Origin of the sequence: Klebsiella sp. JN_Kp126, from assembly GCF_033843325.1 — a bacterium.
Lineage (GTDB): Bacteria > Pseudomonadota > Gammaproteobacteria > Enterobacterales > Enterobacteriaceae > Klebsiella > Klebsiella michiganensis.
This window is the reverse complement of record NZ_JAWXQV010000086.1, coordinates 43,533-62,388: the sequence shown is the minus strand read 5'-3', so window position 1 is coordinate 62,388 and position 18,856 is coordinate 43,533. Positions and strand designations below refer to the sequence as shown.

The window sequence follows — 18,856 nt, the reverse complement described above, 5'->3', positions numbered from 1 at the left end:
TCACCCCGCGGATCGCAACGCAATTTTCAACTTAAGACTTAATCAACAGGAGAAGTACAATGGAGATTACCTTTCTTCAGATTGTGCTGGTGTTCATCGTCGCGTGTATTGCGGGTATGGAGTCGGTACTTGATGAATTTCAGTTCCACCGTCCTCTGGTGGCCTGTACGCTGATTGGCGCCGTTCTCGGGGATATGAAAACCGGTATTATTATCGGTGGTACCCTGGAAATGATCGCCCTGGGCTGGATGAACATCGGTGCGGCCGTTGCGCCGGATGCCGCCCTTGCTTCTATCATCTCTACCGTTCTGGTTATCGCCGGCCATCAAAGCATCGGTGCCGGTATCGCGCTGGCAATCCCGCTGGCCGCGGCAGGCCAGGTTCTGACCATTATCGTTCGTACCATCACCGTTGCCTTCCAGCACGCGGCGGATAAGGCCGCGGAGAATGGAAACCTGACGGCCATATCCTGGCTGCACGTTTCATCGCTGTTCCTGCAGGCCATGCGTATCGCTATCCCTGCCGTTATCGTGGCGATTTCCGTCGGCACCAGCGAAGTACAGGGTATGCTGAACGCCATTCCAGAAGTGGTTACCGGCGGTCTGAACATCGCGGGCGGCATGATCGTGGTCGTCGGTTACGCGATGGTCATCAACATGATGCGCGCAGGCTACCTGATGCCGTTCTTCTACCTGGGCTTTGTGACCGCCGCGTTCACCGATTTCAACCTGGTTGCTCTGGGTGTAATTGGTACCGTGATGGCGGTGCTCTACATCCAGCTGAGCCCGAAATACAACCGCGTAGCGGGTGCGCCTGTGCAGGCTGCTGGTAATAACGATCTCGACAACGAACTGGACTAACAGGTGAGCGAAATGGTTGATATGACTAAAAATACCACCGAGAAAAAACTGACTCAGAGTGATATTCGTGGCGTGTTCATTCGTTCTAACCTGTTCCAGGGTTCATGGAACTTCGAACGTATGCAGGCGCTGGGCTTCTGCTTCTCCATGGTGCCGGCTATTCGTCGCCTGTATCCGGAGAACAACGATGCGCGTAAACAGGCGATTAAGCGTCACCTTGAGTTCTTTAACACCCATCCCTACGTTGCGGCGCCGGTTCTCGGCGTAACGCTGGCGATGGAAGAGCAGCGTGCTAACGGCGCAGAGATCGACGATGGTGCTATCAACGGTATCAAAGTTGGTCTGATGGGCCCGCTGGCCGGCGTGGGCGACCCTATCTTCTGGGGTACCGTTCGTCCGGTGTTCGCCGCGCTGGGCGCAGGTATCGCCATGAGCGGCAGTCTGCTCGGGCCTCTGCTGTTCTTTATCCTGTTTAACGCGGTGCGTCTGCTGACCCGTTATTACGGCGTAGCGTACGGTTACCGTAAAGGTATCGATATCGTTAAAGATATGGGCGGCGGCTTCCTGCAGAAACTGACCGAGGGGGCGTCAATTCTCGGCCTGTTTGTCATGGGGGCATTGGTTAACAAGTGGACGCACGTGAACATCCCGCTGGTGGTTTCCACCATCACCGGTCAGGATGGCCAGACGCGCGTGACCACCGTGCAGACTATCCTTGACCAGCTGATGCCGGGCCTGGTGCCGCTGCTGCTGACCTTCGCCTGTATGTGGCTGCTGCGCAAGAAAGTTAACGCCCTGTGGATCATCGTTGGCTTCTTCGTCATCGGTATCGCGGGCTACGCTGTCGGCCTGCTGGGCCAGTAATCTACACGCTGTGCGCCGGGGGCTTGCCCCCGGCTTTTTTATTTGGAGGATGGATGACAATCACGGACCTGGTGTTAATCCTGTTTATTCTCGTTCTGCTCGCGTTTGCGATTTACGATCAGTTCATCATGCCGCGTCGCAATGGCCCCGTTTTGCTGGCTATCCCCCTGCTCCGCCGCAATCGCGTCGATGGCATTATCTTCGTCGGCCTCATTGCTATCCTGATTTATAACAATATTGCCAGCCAGGGCGAACTTATCACCACCTGGCTATTATCTGCCCTGGCCTTGATGGGGTTATATCTTTTCTGGATCCGTTCACCCAAAATCATCTTCAAAAAAGAAGGCTTTTTTTTCGCCAATATCTGGATCGAATATAAGCGTATTAAAGAGATGAATTTATCGGAAGATGGCGTGCTGGTCATGCAATTAGAGCAGCGTCGCCTGCTAATTCGCGTACAAAATATCGACGACCTGGAAAAAATATACAAACTTCTCATTTCAACTCAATGAGTTACAAATATAGCCTGCGCTATATTTTGTCATTCCCCGGCGAATGGAATATAGCCGCGGCTATATTCCATTCGTTTAATTCGCCGATATTTATTAACGAATTATTCACTTCTAAATTTAAATGAAAATCGTTATCATTTGGTTAGCAAAATAACCTGACTCTGTTATTGTTTTATATTCTAAAATTATGTTAAGGTTGCGCCCGTCGTTGGGGAGTAGCCAATTTTCTGCCTGCCAGAAAATGTACGTGTCAACATACTCGTTGCAAAACGTGGCACGTACGGGTTGAAGAAGAACGTCTTCAATCAGGCGAGACCATAGACGCATCGCTGCTGTACGCGGCGCCTCATCTTCAGGATGGGCTGCGTATTTTTACTGGGGGCGGCGATGTGTCATATGGATTATCCCCGGTCAGGACGCTCTCATGAATGTATCCGCTACAATTCTTCTTGCCTTCGGCATGTCCATGGACGCCTTCGCGGCCTCTATTGGCAAAGGCGCCACTCTCCATAAACCTAAATTTTCTGAAGCCCTGCGTACGGGTCTTATCTTTGGCGCTATCGAAACGCTCACGCCGCTGGTCGGTTGGGGAATGGGGATGCTTGCCAGCCAGTTCGTTCTCGAGTGGAACCACTGGATTGCCTTTGTGCTGCTGGTGTTTCTCGGCGGTCGAATGGTTATCGAAGGGTTTCGCGGCGGCAACGACGACGACTGCGAAACTCCGCGACGCCACGGTTTCTGGCTGCTGGTGACCACCGCATTCGCTACCAGCCTTGACGCCATGGCCGTCGGCGTTGGCCTGGCGTTTCTGCAGGTCAACATTATCGCCACCGCGCTGGCAATCGGCTGCGCCACGCTGATAATGTCGACGCTCGGTATGATGGTGGGACGTTTTATCGGCCCGCTGCTCGGCAAACGGGCGGAAATCCTCGGCGGTATCGTGCTGATTGGCATCGGCGCCCAGATCCTCTGGAGCCATTTCGCCGGCTGATCCTCAGGCGTCGCGCTGCCAGCAGTGAATGGCAAAATCGGTCTGGCAGCCAAATCCCACCTGTTGACGCAGCGCTTCCCGAACCGGCGGCTTAGCCCGCCACGCAAACGGCGTCATTTGCAGTAAAGCTTCCGCCTCTCTGCCGTTAAGCTGCATCGGATAGGCCAGCTGCTGCTGGTGACGTAGCGTAAACCCTGCCATCTCTTCCGCGTTTTGCTCGTGCAAACGCACTTCGTCGTATATCAACCCTTTCAGCTCCATCAGGTGACGAGGCCCCGGCGTCGTGGTGATGACCCAGCCGCCGGGGCGGACAACGCGCGCCAGCTCAACGGCATTGCAGGGGGCGTAAATACGTACTATCGCATCCAGGCTTGCATCCTCAAACGGTAAACGCTGGCTGGAGGCGACGCAAAAGTTGACCTGCGGGTACCGTTTTGCCGCCGCGCGGATAGCGGATTTCGACACGTCCAGACCCCAGCTGCGGCTGGCGATGGCGGCAAAAGCGTGCGTGTAGTAGCCTTCCCCGCAGCCGATGTCCAGTAAATCGGTCGGAGCGAAAGTGTGCAGATAAGCGCAGATCGCGTCGCGAAGCGGCTGATAATGACCCGCATCGAGAAACGCCCGCCGGGCCTGCATCATTTCAGCGCTGTCGCCCGGATCGCGGGAGCGCTTAAACTGCACCGGCAGTAAATTGACGTACCCTTCCTTCGCCAGATCGAACTGATGCCGCTGCGGGCAGATAAAGCTATTATCGCGGCGCTCAAGCGGCGCGTGGCAAAGTGGGCAACTGTAAGACATGGCAACTCCGGTGTGCTGAAAGGGCGAAAGTGTAGCGCTATTCGCCCCTCCAGGCCACCGTTACAGCGCAGGCGGCAGCATGCCGTCATGATGCATGACGATCAGGTTTTCAGAACCCTGCGGCATCCCATCTGGCATCACGTTTTCCAGGCGCAGGACATCGCCCATGATCTGGCTGAATACCGGCGCCGACACTGCCCCACCGTAATACGAACCGTTGCTGGGGTCGTTCATCACCACTACCAGCGCAAATTTTGGGTTACTGGCGGGCGCCACCCCTGCGGTGTAGGCCACGTATTTGTCGATATATTTCCCGTCAGGGCCAATTTTCTTGGCGGTACCGGTTTTTACCGCCACCCGATAGTCGCGCACCGCCGCTTTTGTGCCCCCGCCGCCCGGCAAGGCAACGCTCTCCATCATATGTTCGACTTCATGCACAATCTGCTCCGGCATCACTCGGGTGCCCATGACCGGCGGATCGATACGCGTGATCGATAGCGGACGCTCAATACCGTAGCTGCCAATAGTTGCGTAAACGTGCGCCAGCTGGAGCGGCGTAACCATCAGGCCGTAGCCGAAGGCGAATGTCGCCCGGTCCAGCTGTCCCCAGTAGCGACGCTGCGGCATCAGCCCGGCGCTTTCACCGGTTAATCCCAGACCGGTAGAGTCGCCGAAACCGAACGCTTTATAGGTATCGATAAGATGTTGAATCGGCATGGCCAGCGACAAATGTGAAACGCCGGTATCGCTGGATTTTTGCAGAATGCCGGTGAGGGACAGCTCAGGGTAGTAACCGACGTCGCGAATACGATGACCATCGAGGGTAAACGGATGGGTATCCACCACGCTATCCGGCTGAACAATGCCCTGCTGGAGCGCGGTCATCAGCACCAGCGGCTTAACCGTCGACCCCGGCTCGAAAGTATCGCTAATCGCGCGATTGCGGAAATCATCCAGCTTCGCGTCATCGCGATTGTTAGGGTTGAAATCGGGGTAGCTGGCCATCGACAGGATTTCCCCGGTATCAATTTTAATTAATACCGCCGCCCCTGATTCCGCTTTGTTCCAGCGCACGGCGTTATCCAGCGCGTCCTCGGTCACCGTTTGCAGACGCTCATCGATACTGAGCTGCAAATTGTGGGCCGGGACCGCCGGGACTTCGGTGATATTTTCGATGACGTTGCCGTGCCGGTCTTTGCGCACCAGGCGACGCCCGGGCTGACCGGTTAGCTGGGCATTAAAGCTTTTCTCTACCCCCTCGATTCCTTGATTATCGATATTGGTAAAGCCCAGCAGATTAGCCGCAACGTGCCCCGCGGGATAAAAACGACGCGACTCATCGCGCAGATTAATCCCCGGCAGGTGCAGCTTGTCGATCCACTCCGCCTGCTCCGGGTTTATCTGGCGCGCCAGATAGAGAAAACGCGCATGAGGATGCGCCTGCACGCGATGGGCAAGCTCGCTAAGGTTGAGGTGTAAAGCTTGCGCCATCGCCTGCCAGCGCGGGCCATATCCGACGCCGCCTTTTGCGAGAGTTGTTTGCGGATCGATCCAGATGGCGCTCACCGGCACGCTAACCGCCAGCGGGCGGCCCTCGCGATCGCTAATCATGCCGCGCTGCACGTCGATAGGCTCTTCGCGCAAGGAGCGCATATCTTCTTGTTTAACCAAATTGTCGGGAGAGACAATTTGCAGCCAGCCTACCCGGGCCAGCAGCAGACCCATACAGCAAAGAATGGCCACGCATAACAACCCAAACCGCAGAGGGGTAAAGTTGGCGGCCGACTTAAGTTTGTTCTTTTGCACCTTAGCTCCATCATTATTTTGCAACCACCTGATTTAACAGATATATACAAAACAGGTTGCTAAACAGTGCTAATAAGGATGTTGTTTTGCAACAAAGCGCAACAGAGGGAGGAAAAATGACATGATTTGCAATAAAGACTAAAAAGCCCCGCGGCTGCGAGGCTTTCTTACAAGATTCAGTGGTCTAAATCAGATAGCAGTTACGTTAACTGCAGCTGGACCTTTCTGGCCGTCCTGAATTTCGAACTCAACGTTCTGGCCTTCAGCCAGAGTTTTGAAGCCGTTACCCTGGATAGCGGAGAAGTGTACGAACACATCTTTGCTGCCATCAGCCGGAGTAATGAAGCCAAAACCTTTAGACTCGTTGAACCACTTAACTTGACCTTTAATCTTTGCCATTTGCAAAATTCCTTAGACTGTTTTCTTCGCCCGTGGGGCACTTACATAGATAAAACTGACACATGACTGCATGAGGCACTAATATAAGGTTCGGCAGAGAAGCGGTATTCAACGACAACGTGTTTACTCAGGACTTCTTTACTGAAAATGCCACACATAAACAGAACTGTACCTCGTTTAACCCGAAACGTGTTATCACATACTACGTAAATAATGGCAAGCCATTTTTAGACGGCTCTCGATCGCTCGCACAAATTATAAGGGAATCATTTGATCACCTGCACATTTATGCGACTTTGCTTCCTCTGGCTTATCCTTCTCCCCCCGCGCTGGCGCCGCTGAGACGGCCCCCTGCCTGGGAGTTTATCCGCCATTGCTCAATGATTTCAGCTTGCCGGGCCCCGCGTAGAGCCAAACTGCCAATTTTAGGGGGAGTCAGAAAGCATTGCATAAAGATGCATTTAAAAGCTCATATCGATAGTTGAAAAATTGCTTTACCGGCCCATGGCATAATATCGAAGCGCGTTAATTGAAGTAGTTAAAATATTGACTATACTTCACCGCAATAATGAACGCCTGATGACAGTCAGGTCTTTCCTGTTCTTTTATTTGATGAATTAAACAAACTAATTAAAGAGAGCATAAACGCGCCGCCTCCGCTTGCCGGTGGGCAGGTTTACGTTCGGAAGAGAAATTATCGATAAGTATAAGTTATACACCGGGGGAGATACAGGTGCACACCGTCACGATGTACACCTGACAATCAGATTAGCGCTCTGCGACCAGACGAATGAAGTCGTCGTCGCCTTTCCCCTTCTCGGCGATGGAAGGTTCTGCGGCACTCTCCTTCTCTGGCTCATTGGCCTCGCAGAGACGGCGCAGCAGCGCGTTTTGCCGCTTTTGCTGATCCAGCAGCGCCTGCAGCAGCGCTATCTGCTCATTAGCGCGCGAGCTGGCGCGATTAACAAAAAACCATAACAACAGGCCGACAAGCAACAGCACAACTGAAAGCGCCACGGATGCCAGGCTTACAATCCCAGGATTTAGTAACTCACTCATTTCACCACCTCAAAGAGAAGGCGTTTATTCTACCACCCGCGCGGCAGAAGAAAATCAGTCATATTAAAAATGTCTTACCAGGGAATAAATTTATTGATAGTGCAGATGCCGCTGAAGAACTGTACATCCTGATCGCACATTACGTTAAGCATCTGAGTCCATAGCAGTAAACAACCTGCGATGATGACTATCAGCAAAACCCAGCGTAATTTTTTCACTCCACACTCCGCATCAGTACCAGATGTCGCCAGGATAACATGACCTTCTTAAACCGCGGCTAACTGTAATACGAAAGGCAAGTTTAGGAATCATAGACTTGTTTCAAACGATGTTCATGCCAGAATGGACGCAAGGATAATACAAATAATGAGGCAACAATGCGATTGATCATTCGTACCATTGTGGTGCTGGCTATCTTGTGGATTGGCGTATTATTAAGCGGCTACGGCGTATTAATGGGCAGCAGCGAGAATGCCGGGGGGCTGGGATTGCAGTGTAAATATCTCACGGCTCGCGGCATCAGTACCGCACAATATGTTCATTCCAGCAGCGGTATTATCGGCATTACCGATTGCCCTATCCTGCGAAAAAGCGCCACGATAGTCGATAACGGCTAGTCACGATCGGGCTACAGACGCTGTAGCCCGATTTACGCACAAGGTCAGAACGGATAATCGTTGTAGCCCATCTGTTCTGAAATTTTACGCGCCGCCGTGTGCAGCATCGCGACGTACTCGTTCAGGCGCTCTTCCGAGAAACGCAGCGTCGGGAAAGAGATACTCAGACCCGCGATAACCACGCCGAAGCGGTCGAAAACCGGAACCCCGATGCAGCGCAGCCCCTCTTCCTGCTCTTCGTTATCTTCGCCATACCCCTGCTCGCGGACCTTATCGAGAACCGCCAGCAGCTCTTCGGTGCTGGTGATAGTTCGGTCGGTGCTGCGTTTGTACTCCACCCCTTCCAGAATCTGCTCAACCTCGGCACGATCGCGCCAGGCCAGCAGCACTTTACCGATCGCGGTGCTGTACAGCGGGTTACGACGCCCGATGCGCGAATACATGCGCAAATTGTACATTGAGTCGATTTTGTGGATGTAAACAATGCTGTCTTCATCCAGGGCGCCCAGGTGGACGGTCTCTTTCGTCAGGCGTGAAAGCTCGCGCATCTGAATATCAGCGCTGCGCACCAAATCAACGTTCTGCAAAGCCCGCGCGCCAAGTTCGAAGAGTTTCAGGGTCAGAGAATATTTCTCGGACTCACCTTCCTGAGCTACGTATCCCAGCGATTTCATGGTCTGCAAAAAGCGATAAACGGTGCTTTTTGACATCATGACGCGCTGGGACAGTTCGGTAATGCCAATTTCACGCTCTTCGCCAAGCGCCTGCAGAATGCCAAAAACCTTCAATACCGAAGAGACAGAATCTGGCTGTTTATCCAAATCTGCAACTGCCATTTATCACCTCATCGCAACTGTTTTATAAAAATTAGAACCGGTTTTTATTATAAATTCGCATCCCGTTACCCGCAATCGTTCTTCTGCCGATTCGTTACAAATCTGCGACATGCCGCTGAATAATCAATGCTAAAATTATTAACCAGTTAATAGTTCCCGATAAGATACAGACTTCACATGGATAAAAACATCTCCGATGGGCTGCCTTTACCGCAGCGTTACGGCGCCATTCTGACCATTGTATTAGGCCTGGCGATGGCGGTGCTGGACGGCGCTATCGCCAACGTCGCCCTGCCGACCATCGCCAGCGATTTAAACGCATCCCCGGCCTCTTCAATCTGGATAGTTAATGCCTACCAAATCGCTATCGTTATCGCGCTGCTGCCGCTCTCTTTCCTCGGCGATATGGTCGGCTACCGGCGTATTTATAAAATCGGCCTGGTGCTTTTTACCTTTACCTCACTGGCCTGCGCGCTCTCCAGAAGCCTCGAAATGCTGACCCTGGCGCGCGTGGCGCAGGGGCTCGGCGGCGCGGCGCTGATGAGCGTGAACACCGCGCTGATTCGCCTGATTTATCCTCAGCGCTTTCTCGGCCGCGGGATGGGGATCAACTCTTTCGTGGTGGCCGTCTCCTCCGCGGCGGGGCCGACCATCGCCGCCGCGATTCTCTCAATGGCTTCATGGCAATGGCTGTTTCTGATTAACGTTCCGCTGGGGATTATTTCACTGCTTCTCGCGATGCGCTATCTGCCTGCTAACACCGGCCGCAGCAAGGTCACCCGCTTCGACCTGCCGAGCGCCATCATGAATGCCCTCACTTTTGGCTTACTGATTACCGCCCTCGGCGGGTTCGCTCAGGGCCAGTCAGGCGCGCTGGTTGCGGCGGAGGTTATGGCCATGCTGGTCGTCGGGTTCTTTTTTGTCCGCCGCCAGCTCGAAATGCCGGTCCCCCTGCTGCCGGTTGACCTGCTGCGCATTCCGCTATTCTCTCTGTCAATTTGTACGTCGATATGCTCTTTTTGCGCCCAGATGCTGGCGATGGTTTCGCTGCCGTTCTTCCTGCAGTCAATGATGGGGCGTAGCGAGGTGGAAACCGGTCTGCTCCTGACGCCGTGGCCGCTGGCCACTATGGTCATGGCGCCGCTGGCGGGATATTTGATTGAGAAAGTTCACGCCGGGCTGCTGGGCGCGATGGGTCTAATCATCATGGCCTGCGGCCTGTTCGGCCTGGCTTTACTGCCCTCCGCGCCGTCGGACCTGGATATTATCTGGCGAATGGCGCTCTGCGGCGCGGGCTTTGGCCTGTTCCAGTCCCCCAACAATCACACCATCGTCTCGTCAGCGCCGGCTCATCGCAGCGGCGGCGCAAGCGGCATGCTGGGGACCGCGCGCCTGCTTGGACAGAGCACTGGCGCCGCGCTGGTGGCGCTGCTGTTTAACCTGCTGGGCAATAGCGGAACCCACACCGCGCTTCTGCTGGCCGGAACGTTTGCCGTCGTCGCGGCCGCCGTCAGCGGGCTACGCGTCACGCAGCCGCGCGTCAGGCTGTAACGCAAAAACCGGCATAAAAAAATCCGCAGCCCGAAGGTTGCGGATTTTTGTTTTCAGGGCCAGGCGCGACGGTTATTTCAGGTATTCGCCGCTGCGCAGGGCTTCAATACGTTTATCCAGCGGCGGGTGAGTCATAAACAGCTCGCTCATGGATTTCGCTTTGCCGTTAATGCAGAACGCCATCATGCTGCTGGCCTCCTGCGGCTCATAGCTGGTTTTCAGCCGCTGCAGCGCGGCGATCATTTTCTCACGCCCTACCAGCTTCGCTGAACCGGCGTCCGCATGGAACTCGCGGTAGCGGGAGAACCACATGGTGATGATGCTGGCCAGAATACCAAATACCAGCTCCAGCACCGTGGCGACCGCAAAGTAGATCAGCGGGTTGCCGTTGCTGCTTTCACCTTCATCGCGGTTGCCGCCGAGGAAGCCCGCCGCAATCTGCGCGATAACGCGCGAGATAAAGATAACGAAGGTGTTCACTACCCCCTGGATCAGCGTCATGGTAACCATATCACCGTTGGCGATGTGGCTAATCTCATGGGCGATAACCGCTTCCGCTTCATCACGGCTCATGTTCTGCAGCAGCCCGGTACTGACCGCCACCAGCGACGCATCGCGGCGCGCGCCGGTCGCGAAGGCGTTAATATCCGGCGCATGGTAGATAGCGACCTGCGGCATAGCGATGCCCGCCTGACGCGCCTGCTGCGCGACGGTATTCATCAGCCAGCGCTCGGTTTCGTTACGCGGCTGCTCAATGACTTCCCCACCCACCGATTTCAGCGCCATCCATTTCGACATCAGCAGCGAAACGATTGAGCCGCCGAAACCAAACAACAGGGCCATGATCAGCAGCCCGGTCATGCTGCTTGACTGAATTCCCGTCAGGCTCAGCACCAGCCCGAACACCACCATCACTGCCAGGTTGGTCAGCAGGAAAAGCGCGATTCGCATCATAATTTTCTTTTAACCTCGATTTAACAAAACGCACTATGCGATTACCCACATGGTATGGGTAGAACGCCAATTTTCAACCATCAGGCCCCGCTAAGTCACGAGAAAGACACAACTTTACATTTTGTAGCATATTGCTGACGCTGGGCAAAAGCGTTGACATTTTGTTGAAATCAGGCAATGAACGTTGGGAAAGGCGAGAAAGAAAAACGGGCACAACTTAGTGTGCCCGTTGGGGGATTATTTACTGGCCGGAGGCTCTACCGCTGGCCGATCCTTTTCCTCATGGGCCAGGTCGAGCGCAATATGAACCGTTTCATCAAGATACGGGTCAGGCTCCTGGTAATCCTTCGGCAGATCTTCCAGCTTTTTCAGTAGCGGCTTGCCTTCGCGTTTCAGGCGATCGTTAACGCGGGCCAGACGAATCGCATCATCTTCTTCATTCTCCTTTTCACGCTGCGCGTAATTCAGGGAGACGATGTTGCGTTTATCTTTCATCGCGTTATAGCGAGCAATGTCCTTCATGATGTACTGGAACTCAGGATCCTTGGCGATACGCGCATCGTGGCGCTTCAGCAGCTCGGCTCCGAACGGCGTCAGGTCACCATACTTCACGAAGGTTGCCGCATTGACGCTATCCCACGGCAGCGCGTTATCTTCATACTGCTCGCCGGTTTCACGCTCTTCGGTTCCGGTCGGCATCATGATGTCCGGCGTCACACCCTTGCGCTGAGTACTCCCGCCGTTAATACGGTAGAATTTCTGGATGGTGTACTGTACGGACCCCAGCGCCGGCCAGTCAGGGCGCAGCATCTGATCGTAAATGCGGTTCAGCGAACGATACTGCTGGACGGTCCCCTTGCCAAAGGTCGGCTCACCGACGATCAGCGCGCGGCCATAGTCCTGCATCGCGGCGGCGAAAATTTCAGAAGCCGAGGCGCTGAAACGGTCGACCAGCACCACCAGCGGGCCTTTGTAGTACACCACGCCGTCGGTATCGCTGTCTTCACGCACCTTACCGTTATTATCGCGAACCTGGACAACCGGGCCGGATGGAATAAACAGGCCAGAAAGCGAAACCGCTTCGGTCAGCGCCCCGCCGCCGTTGCTGCGCAGATCGATAACGATGCTGCTAACATTCTGTTTCTCCAGTTTCTGCAGCTGAACCTTGACGTCGTCCGTCAGGCCAACATAGAAACCCGGAATATCCAGCACGCCAACCTTCTCTTTGCCGACGGTTTTGACTGACATCTTAACCGCGCGGTCTTCAAGACGAATGCGTTCGCGCGTAAGGGTCACAATCCGCGTTTTCGCGCCTTTACCCGCCGGGAGAATTTCCAGACGAACCTTGCTGCCCTTGGGACCTTTTATCAGCGCCACGACATCATCAAGACGCCAGCCGATGACATCAACCATGCCTTTACCCGGCTGGCCAACGCCAACGATACGGTCGCCCACGCTGATGGATTTACTCTTCGCCGCAGGACCACCGGCCACCAGTGAGTTAATCACCGTGTAGTCGTCATCCATCTGCAGTACCGCGCCGATACCTTCGAGAGACAGGCTCATTTCGGTGTTGAACTGTTCGGTATTGCGCGGAGAGAGATAGTTCGTATGCGGATCGATTTCACGCGCAAAGGCGGTCATCGCCAGCGAGAAAACGTCTTCACTATTGGTTTGCGCCAGACGGCGAATGGCAAACTTGTAGCGACGGGTTAGGGTCTCGCGAATCTCTTTATCATCTTTGCCAGCCAGCTTGAGGCTGAGCTGATCAAACTTCACCTTGGCGTCCCACAGCGCATTCAGTTCGGCCTCATCTTTCGGCCAGGGAGACTTGCTGCGGTCAAGGTTGAAGTTGTCATTGCCGGTAAAGTCCATCGGACGTTCCAGCACTTTCAATGCATATTGATAACGCTCAAATCGACGCTTCTGCGCCAGGTTATACAGGTCGTAAAAAACGTCCAGCTTCCCGCTGCGCAGCTCATCGCCGATTTGATTCTTTTTCGCGGCAAACTGGGCCACGTCGCTGGCTAACAGCACGTTATGGCTGTAGTCGAGCAGGTTCAGGTAGCGATCGAAAATTTTTGCCGAAAAGGCATTATCAAGATCGAACTGCCGGTAGTGAGAGCGGGTAAAGCGCGATGTGACGCGCTCGCTCACCGTCGCGTGCTGCGGCTCTTCTTTCAGCACGGGGATTTGATCGATCCGGGTGATATCGTCCACGGCGAACGACTGGCCTGCGATTACCAGCAGGCCCGCCAACGCGGTGAGCTTAAAGAATTTGTTCATGCCTGGCCCGGCCTCCGTTTCAGAACACCAGGTGTTCTGCGCGTACAATCATTGACATACCAGAAGTCAGCTGTACACGAACGCCATCTTTGGTGATTTCCAGGACGGTGGCGTCCATTGCATTATTGCCTGCTTTCACCTTCAGTGCCTGGCCAACGGTCAATACAGACACATCTGATACAGGGGTATGACGCTCTTCGCGCGGCGCTTTGGCTGCTGCTGCCGGGCGAGGTTTACGCTGCTCAGCGCCGTCTTTACGACGCGCCTGAGGCTGAGGACGCGGTTTACGCTCGCGACGTGCCCCCTCTTCCGGCTGGCCTGCTGCGGCAGCGGCTTCGCGTTTTTTGGCCTGCTGCGCTTCGCGCTGCGCCTGGACGCGGGCTTTTGCTTCTTCAAGCTGCTGACGGGCATGAGCGACGTGCTGCTCTTCCAGTTCGCCGCACGGGTTGCCATCAAGGTCAACGCGGACTGCGCCAGGCTTAACGCCGTACAGGTAGCGCCAGCTCGAAGTATAAAGACGCAAAGCAGCGCGAAGTTGGGTTTTGCTGAGATTCATCTCTCCGCCAACGCGCTCAACGAGATCCTGAAAAATACCGACTTTCAGGGGGCGAGCTTCGCCTTCAGCGCTAAAACACTGAGGGAAACGTTCGGCCAGAAACGCAATGACTTCTTTACTGCTATTCAACTTAGGTTGATTTTCCATGAAATTTCCTGATTACAACGGACGTAGCCAACAAGCCGCAGGCATGAACAGGCGTCATTATAATGACGTCATCGGTAAATGCTACGTTATCCGTTGATTATCCTGCGACGCGGGTGAATATTTTTTGATAATCAGTCGCAGAAATGAGTTTTTCCAGATGCGCGACCAGTTCTGCCAGTCCCTGCTCATCTTCAGCGGTGAAGCGGGAATGCGCCGTGCTATCGATATCCAGGACGCCGATAGTTTGATTGTTCACCCGTAACGGGAAGACAATTTCCGAATTACTGGCGGCGTCACAGGCGATGTGCCCATCAAACGCGTGAACATCCTCTACCCGCTGCACGCGATTCTGCGCGACGGCAGTCCCGCATACGCCGCGTCCGACCGGAATCCGCACGCAGGCCAGCTTGCCCTGGAACGGGCCAAGCACCAGCGTGTCACCTTCCAGAAGATAGAAACCGGCCCAGTTCACGTCGGTCAGCCGCTCGAACAGCAGCGCGCTGGTATTTGAAATCATCGCCAGAAAACTGGTTTCGCCTGCCATTAACGCCTGAAAATCGCGGTTCAAATCCGCGTAGAATTCTGATTTGTTCATTATTTGGTCGCTTAGTTGTCTTACTACCTTACACTTACAGCCTAATAAAATAAGCTTTAAATGCATTCATGCTCAAGATGAATTCATTCCTGAGTTAAGATAGAGAGATACACTCATTTCTGTAAGCTATAAATGCCACTAAAAACACCCAGGATTACGCCAGCAAAAAAAATGGTCGTCTACTCGGTCAGCGCCCCCGTTGAGCACGCTCACTATCAGCGCTGTCCGCAGTGCGACCTGCTGTTTCGTTTACCGGTCCTAAAAAAGAATCAAAGCGCCTGGTGTCCCCGCTGCAACGCCAAAGTGCGCGATGGCCGCGACTGGTCGCTTACCCGGCTGGGCAGCATGGCAATCGCGATGCTGCTGCTGATGCCTTTTGCCTGGAGCGAACCGCTGCTGCGTTTGCATCTGCTGGGCGTGCGTATCGACGCTAACGTCCTTCAGGGCATCTGGCAAATGACCGGCCAGGGCGATCCGCTCACGGCGGCGATGGTGCTATTTTGCGCGGTCGTGGCGCCGGTGCTGCTGGTGGTCTCAATCGCCTATCTGTGGCTGGGCAACGTGCTGGGCATGAATCTGCGCCCGATACTGCTGATGCTGGAGCGGCTCAAAGAGTGGGTGATGCTGGATATTTACCTGGTCGGCATCGGCGTCGCCTCCATTAAGGTGCAGGATTACGCCTTCCTGCAGCCGGGCATCGGGCTTATCGCCTATATCTCCCTCACTCTGCTCAGTATCCTGACGCTTATCCATATGAACGTTGAGGAGCTCTGGGAGCGTTTTTACCCCCAGCGCCCGGCGCTGCGGCCGGATGAAAACCTGCAGGTTTGCCTCGGCTGCCATTATACCGGCCATCGCGATTCGCGCGGCCGCTGCCGTCGCTGCCACACTCCCCTGCGCCACAGACGCCGCCAGAGCCTGCAAAAGAGCTGGGCTGCGCTGATTGCGTCAATGGTTTTCCTGCTGCCTGCCAACCTGCTGCCGATCTCGATTATCTACGTCAACGGCGCGCGTCAGGATGACACCATCCTTTCCGGCATTATGTCGCTGGCCAGCAGCAACGTCGCTATCGCCGGCGTCGTGTTCATCGCCAGTATTCTGGTCCCATTCACCAAAGTAATTGTATTGTTTACGCTGCTGGTCAGCATACAATTCAAGTGTGAACAGGGATTACGTACCCGCATCCTGCTACTGCGGCTGATTACCTGGATCGGCCGCTGGTCTATGTTGGATCTTTTTGTCATCGCATTAACCATGTCGCTGATCAACCGCGATCAGCTCCTCGCGTTTACGATGGGGCCCGCCGCAGTCTATTTTGGCGCCGCGGTAATATTAACTATCCTTGCTGTTGAATGGCTGGACAGCCGCTTACTTTGGGACGCACATGAGTCAGGAAACGCCCGCTTCGCCGACTGAAGCCAAAATTAAAACTAAACGCCGTATCTCGCCATTTTGGCTGCTGCCGGTCATCGCGCTGCTGATTGCCGGCTGGCTGATATGGACCAGCTACCAGGATCGCGGTACGACGATCGTTATCGACTTCCAGTCCGCTAACGGTATCGTTCCTGGCCGCACGCCTATCCGCTATCAGGGGGTAGAAGTCGGTACGGTGGAGAACATCTCGCTGAGTAAAGATCTGAGCAAAATTGAGGTTTCCGCCAGCGTCAAGGGCGATATGAAAGATGCGCTGCGCAAGGAGACGCAGTTCTGGCTGGTAACGCCGAAAGCCTCGCTTGCCGGCGTGTCCGGCCTGGATGCGCTGGTGGGCGGTAACTATATCGGCATGATGCCCGGCCAGGGCGAGCCCGAGGATCACTTTGTCGCCCTCGATACCCAGCCGAAGTACCACATCAACAACGGCGAGCTGATGATTCATCTCAAGTCAGCGGATTTGGGTTCGTTAACCAGCGGCTCGCTGGTCTACTTCCGTAAGATTCCGGTCGGCCGGGTATATGACTACGCCATTAATCCGAACAATCAGGGCGTCACCATTGATGTGCTGATCGAGCGGCGTTTCACCAACCTGGTGAAAAAAGAGAGCCGTTTCTGGAACGTATCCGGCGTGAAGGCGGACGTCAGCCTGAGCGGAGCGAAAGTCCAGCTGGACAGCCTCTCGGCGCTGGTGAACGGCGCTATCGCCTTTGATTCCCCGGATGATTCTCCACAGGCTCAGCAAAACACGGACTATCACTTATACGAAGACCTGGCGCACAGCCAGCGCGGCGTGGTGGTTAAACTGGATCTCCCGGATGGTGCAGGCTTAAAAGCGGGCTCTACGCCGCTGATGTACCAGGGCCTGGAGGTCGGCCAGCTCAGTAAGCTGAATCTCAATGGCGACGGGAAAGTGACCGGCGAAATGACCGTCGACCCGAGCGTCGTCAGCCTGCTGCGCGAGAAGACGCTGATTCAGATGAAGAAGCCGAAAATCTCGCTGGATAACCCCAGCGTCAGCGCCCTGCTGACCGGCACCACCTTCGAGCTGGTCCCCGGCGAGGGTGAACCCCGCAACCAGTTTGCGGTGCTGCCTGCCGATAAATCCATTCTGGAAGAGCCGGATGTCGCGACCGTCACGCTCACCGCGCCGGAAAGCTACGGCATCGACGCCGGGCAGCCGCTGATTCTGCACGGCGTGCAGATTGGCCAGGTTCTGGAACGCAAGCTGAACGCCGATGGCGTCACGTTCCAGGTGGCGGTGATGCCGGAGTACCGTTCTCTGGTACGCGGCGATAGCAAATTCGTGGTCAACAGCCGCATCGACGTTAAAGTCGGCATCGATGGCGTGGAGTTCCTCGGGGCCAGCGCCAGCGAATGGGTCAGCGGCGGGATCCGCGTTATCCCGGGCGACAAAGGGGCGATGCAAAGCCGCTATCCGCTGTACGCGAACCAGGAAAAGGCGCTGGAAAACAGTATGAGCGATCTGCCGACCACCACGCTTACGCTCTCAGCCGAGACGCTGCCGGACGTGCAGGCAGGCTCCGTGGTGCTGTACCGTAAATTTGCGGTCGGGGAAATCATCACCGTGCAGCCGCGCAAGAACGCCTTTGAGATCAATATCCATATCAAGCCGGAATATCGCCATCTGCTGACCAGCAACAGCGTGTTCTGGGCCGAAGGCGGCGCGAAAGTGCGGCTTAACGGTAGCGGCCTGACGGTGCAGGCATCCCCGCTCTCCCGCGCGCTGAAGGGCGCGATTAGCTTTGATAACCTCAGCGGCGCCAGCGCCAGCGCGCGGATCGATAACAAACGCGTGCTGTATGCGTCAGAAACCGCCGCCCGCGCGGTGGGTGGGCAGATAACCCTGCACGCCTTCGACGCCGGTAAAATCGCCGAAGGGATGCCAATTCGCTACCTGGGGATTGATATTGGCCAGATCCAGTCGCTGAATTTAATTACCGCGAAAAACGAAGTGCAGGCGAAAGCGGTTCTCTACCCGGAATACGTCAATACTTTTGCCCGCGCCGGGACGCGTTTCTCGGTGATTACGCCGCAGATATCTGCGGCGGGCGTTGAACATCTGGATACCCTTTTCCAGGCCTATATCAACGTCGAGCCGGGACGCGGTGCGCCGCGCCGTGATTTCGAAATTCAGGAAACCACGATCAGCGATTCACGTTATATCGACGGCCTGAGCATTATCGTCGAAGTACCGGAAGCGGGTTCGCTGGGTATCGGCACGCCGGTGCTGTTCCGCGGGCTCGAAGTCGGCACGGTGACCGGTCTGATGCTCGGTTCGATGTCGGATCGCGTGATGGTACAGCTGCGTATCAGCAAGCGTTATCAGTATCTGGTGCGCAACAACTCGGTATTCTGGCTGGCTTCCGGCTATAGCCTCGACTTTGGCCTGATTGGCGGGGTGGTGAAAACCGGTACCTTTAATCAGTTCATTCGCGGCGGCATCGCGTTTGCGACGCCTCCGGGTACGCCGCTGGCGCCGAAAGCGCAGGATGGCAAACACTTCCTGCTGCTGGAGAGCGAACCGAAAGAGTGGCGCGAATGGGGCACCGCCCTGCCGCGCTAAGCATAAC

The 18,856-nt window shown here is 55.2% G+C and carries 18 protein-coding genes, 1 pseudogene and 1 riboswitch; of the genes and pseudogenes, 8 read left to right on the top strand and 11 right to left on the bottom strand.

Translation table 11 applies throughout. The features are described from left to right. Nucleotides 1-59: 59 nt before the first annotated feature. From manY to mntP, 4 genes are all read left to right on the top strand, one after another. Nucleotides 60-860, top strand: a complete 801-nt coding sequence (manY, locus tag SIK97_RS22100) for a PTS mannose transporter subunit IIC (protein ID WP_004103305.1) — start codon at nt 60-62, stop codon at nt 858-860. A gap of 12 nt (nt 861-872) precedes the next feature. Next, nucleotides 873-1,724, top strand: coding sequence for a PTS mannose transporter subunit IID (locus SIK97_RS22095; RefSeq protein WP_004103307.1), 852 nt, complete (start codon nt 873-875; stop codon nt 1,722-1,724). A gap of 53 nt (nt 1,725-1,777) precedes the next feature. After that, nucleotides 1,778-2,236, top strand: a complete 459-nt coding sequence (locus SIK97_RS22090; RefSeq protein WP_004852044.1) for a DUF986 family protein — start codon at nt 1,778-1,780, stop codon at nt 2,234-2,236. A 198-nt stretch (nt 2,237-2,434) separates the two neighbouring features. Beyond that, nucleotides 2,435-2,589: riboswitch (yybP-ykoY riboswitch) on the top strand. A gap of 71 nt (nt 2,590-2,660) precedes the next feature. Beyond that, nucleotides 2,661-3,227: a manganese efflux pump MntP gene (gene mntP, locus SIK97_RS22085; protein ID WP_014229818.1), complete on the top strand. Its 567-nt coding sequence runs from the start codon at nt 2,661-2,663 to the stop codon at nt 3,225-3,227. Between the two features lie 3 nt (nt 3,228-3,230). Here the strand turns inward: mntP and rlmA are convergent, their stop codons facing one another. From rlmA to mgrB, 6 genes and pseudogenes are all read right to left on the bottom strand, one after another. After that, a complete protein-coding gene (gene rlmA, locus SIK97_RS22080; protein WP_047723573.1) occupies nt 3,231-4,025 on the bottom strand; it encodes a 23S rRNA (guanine(745)-N(1))-methyltransferase in 795 nt (264 codons plus the stop codon). Between the two features lie 60 nt (nt 4,026-4,085). Then, the gene (gene ftsI, locus SIK97_RS22075) at nt 4,086-5,831 is read right to left on the bottom strand and encodes a peptidoglycan glycosyltransferase FtsI (protein ID WP_047723571.1); all 1,746 of its coding nucleotides are present in this window, start codon (nt 5,829-5,831) and stop codon (nt 4,086-4,088) included. A 189-nt stretch (nt 5,832-6,020) separates the two neighbouring features. Beyond that, nucleotides 6,021-6,230, bottom strand: a complete 210-nt coding sequence (gene cspE, locus SIK97_RS22070; RefSeq protein WP_001062678.1) for a transcription antiterminator/RNA stability regulator CspE — start codon at nt 6,228-6,230, stop codon at nt 6,021-6,023. 12 nt (nt 6,231-6,242) lie between these two features. Beyond that, nucleotides 6,243-6,388: pseudogene (locus tag SIK97_RS22065) on the bottom strand (DUF2627 domain-containing protein). A gap of 610 nt (nt 6,389-6,998) precedes the next feature. Beyond that, complete coding sequence (locus SIK97_RS22060; RefSeq protein WP_004103312.1) at nt 6,999-7,289, bottom strand: YebO family protein; 291 nt, start codon at nt 7,287-7,289, stop codon at nt 6,999-7,001. 74 nt (nt 7,290-7,363) lie between these two features. Then, nucleotides 7,364-7,507 carry a PhoP/PhoQ regulator MgrB gene (gene mgrB / locus SIK97_RS22055; RefSeq protein ID WP_002911375.1) on the bottom strand — a complete coding sequence of 48 codons (144 nt, stop codon included), beginning with the start codon at nt 7,505-7,507 and terminating at the stop codon, nt 7,364-7,366. Nucleotides 7,508-7,666: 159 nt separating this feature from the next. Here mgrB and SIK97_RS22050 point away from each other — a divergent pair, with 159 nt between their 5' ends. Beyond that, nucleotides 7,667-7,906: a YobH family protein gene (locus SIK97_RS22050; RefSeq protein WP_032750366.1), complete on the top strand. Its 240-nt coding sequence runs from the start codon at nt 7,667-7,669 to the stop codon at nt 7,904-7,906. 44 nt (nt 7,907-7,950) lie between these two features. Here the strand turns inward: SIK97_RS22050 and kdgR are convergent, their stop codons facing one another. Then, nucleotides 7,951-8,742: a DNA-binding transcriptional regulator KdgR gene (gene kdgR / locus SIK97_RS22045; RefSeq protein WP_004103314.1), complete on the bottom strand. Its 792-nt coding sequence runs from the start codon at nt 8,740-8,742 to the stop codon at nt 7,951-7,953. A 177-nt stretch (nt 8,743-8,919) separates the two neighbouring features. Between kdgR and SIK97_RS22040 the strand changes: the two genes are divergently transcribed. Next, the gene (locus SIK97_RS22040; protein ID WP_032750368.1) at nt 8,920-10,293 is read left to right on the top strand and encodes an MFS transporter; all 1,374 of its coding nucleotides are present in this window, start codon (nt 8,920-8,922) and stop codon (nt 10,291-10,293) included. A 72-nt stretch (nt 10,294-10,365) separates the two neighbouring features. On the opposite strand, the gene htpX is transcribed toward SIK97_RS22040, so the two are convergent. From htpX to SIK97_RS22020, 4 genes are all read right to left on the bottom strand, one after another. Then, nucleotides 10,366-11,247: a protease HtpX gene (gene htpX / locus SIK97_RS22035; protein ID WP_014229823.1), complete on the bottom strand. Its 882-nt coding sequence runs from the start codon at nt 11,245-11,247 to the stop codon at nt 10,366-10,368. Nucleotides 11,248-11,484: 237 nt separating this feature from the next. Beyond that, the gene (gene prc / locus SIK97_RS22030; RefSeq protein WP_047723566.1) at nt 11,485-13,533 is read right to left on the bottom strand and encodes a carboxy terminal-processing peptidase; all 2,049 of its coding nucleotides are present in this window, start codon (nt 13,531-13,533) and stop codon (nt 11,485-11,487) included. Between the two features lie 19 nt (nt 13,534-13,552). Further along, nucleotides 13,553-14,236 (bottom strand): RNA chaperone ProQ, encoded by a 684-nt coding sequence (gene proQ / locus SIK97_RS22025; protein WP_004852059.1) that lies wholly within the window; start codon nt 14,234-14,236, stop codon nt 13,553-13,555. Between the two features lie 97 nt (nt 14,237-14,333). After that, complete coding sequence (locus SIK97_RS22020; RefSeq protein WP_014229825.1) at nt 14,334-14,831, bottom strand: GAF domain-containing protein; 498 nt, start codon at nt 14,829-14,831, stop codon at nt 14,334-14,336. A gap of 132 nt (nt 14,832-14,963) precedes the next feature. On the opposite strand from SIK97_RS22020, the gene yebS reads away from it, so the two are divergent. Next, nucleotides 14,964-16,247: a membrane integrity lipid transport subunit YebS gene (yebS, locus tag SIK97_RS22015; RefSeq protein WP_025106140.1), complete on the top strand. Its 1,284-nt coding sequence runs from the start codon at nt 14,964-14,966 to the stop codon at nt 16,245-16,247. Further along, entirely contained in the window at nt 16,216-18,849 is a 2,634-nt protein-coding gene (locus SIK97_RS22010; protein WP_046878044.1) for a PqiB family protein, read from the top strand. The genes yebS and SIK97_RS22010 overlap by 32 nt, the downstream gene beginning before the upstream one ends. The last annotated feature ends 7 nt before the right edge of the window (nt 18,850-18,856 follow it).